Source organism: Microcystis sp. LEGE 08355, assembly GCF_015207185.1.
Classification (GTDB): domain Bacteria; phylum Cyanobacteriota; class Cyanobacteriia; order Cyanobacteriales; family Microcystaceae; genus Microcystis; species Microcystis panniformis.
The window spans coordinates 1-1,669 of record NZ_JADEXI010000797.1; the positions used below are offsets into that span (position 1 = coordinate 1).

The 1,669-nt window shown below is 41.0% G+C and carries 2 protein-coding genes; both read left to right on the top strand.

Translation table 11 applies throughout. The annotated features are described in order from the left end of the window. Positions 1 to 181: 181 nt before the first annotated feature. On the top strand, positions 182 to 1,228 hold the full coding sequence (gene hisC, locus IQ242_RS24115) for a histidinol-phosphate transaminase (RefSeq protein ID WP_193961697.1): 1,047 nt from the start codon (positions 182 to 184) through the stop codon (positions 1,226 to 1,228). A 101-nt stretch (positions 1,229 to 1,329) separates the two neighbouring features. Continuing rightward, positions 1,330 to 1,602: a winged helix-turn-helix domain-containing protein gene (locus IQ242_RS24120; RefSeq protein ID WP_193961698.1), complete on the top strand. Its 273-nt coding sequence runs from the start codon at positions 1,330 to 1,332 to the stop codon at positions 1,600 to 1,602. Positions 1,603 to 1,669 lie beyond the last annotated feature (67 nt).

The following is a 1,669-nucleotide window of genomic DNA, read 5'->3' on the forward strand; positions in this document are numbered from 1 at the left end:
TAATCACTCCAATCGCTGGCACTTTTTGATTTCAAAAAAGCCTAAAGATATTATCCAACAAGGTTTTTAGATTTATTCAGCCAACCCTAATTAGTTTTACCGGTAGGGGTTGACATCTATTCAACCCCTGATAATCAGCTATAATAAAAAGCTTGCTAGAAATTGCCGCTCCAGAGAGTTCATGCTACCCACACGCGATTGTGTTCGTCAAACCCCCGCTTACACTCCGGGAGAACAGCCCCAAACTGCGGGATTTACCAAACTTAACACCAATGAGAACCCCTATCCCCCACCGGCGGAAATTTTTGCCCACCTGCAAGAGCAATTAGAAAAAGTCCGACTCTATCCCGATCCTATCTCCAAAGAGTTACGGCAAACGGCGGCGGAATTATACGGCATAACAGCCAATCAGATAATCGCAGGTAATGGCTCCGATGATATCCTTAATATCGCCCTGCGAACTTTTGTTAACCCTTGCGAAAGCGTCGCTTTTTTGGATTTAACTTATTCCCTTTACGAGACAATTGCCCGGGTACACGGGGCAAATATTATCGAATTTACCACTAATGATCAATTTGAATTAGCAGGGCCGATTATTTGTCCAGAAGCGAAATTAATTTTTCTCGCTTCCCCTAATCCTCCCCTCGGTAAACATCTTGAGCGCGACTATTTAGAAGCAACCTGTGCTAATGCGTCGGGAGTGGTATTAATTGATGAAGCTTATGTGGATTTTAGTGATGACAATCATCTCGATTTTCTCTCCCGTTACGATAATGTCATCATTAGTCGCACCATGTCGAAAAGTTATAGTTTAGCGGGGTTAAGAGTCGGTTTCGGTTTTGCTTCGAGGGCAATTATCGAACAGATGGATAAGGTGCGTGATTCCTATAATTTAGATCGCATTGCTCAAACTTTAGCCACAGCAGCTTTAAAACACCATAATTATTTTGAGGAAGTTTGGCAAAAAGTCCGTCAAACCCGCAGCCGTTTAATTACTTCTTTGCGCGAGTTGGGATTTATTGTTTTTGACTCGGAAGCTAATTTTATCCTCGCTTCTCCCCCGCACATTAGTGCCAGTGAGTTATATAATCAACTGAAAGAGCGTCAGATATTAGTGCGATACTTTAAACATCCTCGCATTCAGAATTATGTGCGGATTTCTATCGGCACTGATGAGGAGATTGATCGCCTTTTATCTGCTGTTCAAGAGATTATGGGAACAAATTAATCTCTATTTCCGTCAAGGTTTTATTAGCATTTTAACCCCTGATAAATTCTCGAAAAAAAGGCTAGATTGATCGGAACAAAGCAGCGACAAACAAGGGTCTAATGGCCTGTCGTTTCTCCCGATTACTAGCCTTGGCTATCAAGATTATTAGTCCGACAAAAGGATTAAATACTAGCGCAAAAATTTTTGAACTTATGCAATTTTATCCACAAGGAATCACAGTTCAAGAATTGAGCCAACGCTTAAATCGTCCCGTTTCTATGCTCAATCTTTGTCTAAAATCTTTGGTCGCTTCTAAAAAAATCGTGGCCAAAAAAAATCATAATCAGTGGGTTTATACTAGACCTATTGTAAAAATCAAAAACTGTTGTTAGGGTTAGGAGTCGGTCGTCAGGAGTCAGGAGATAGGAGATTATTTTATTTATTCTCCCCACACCCCAC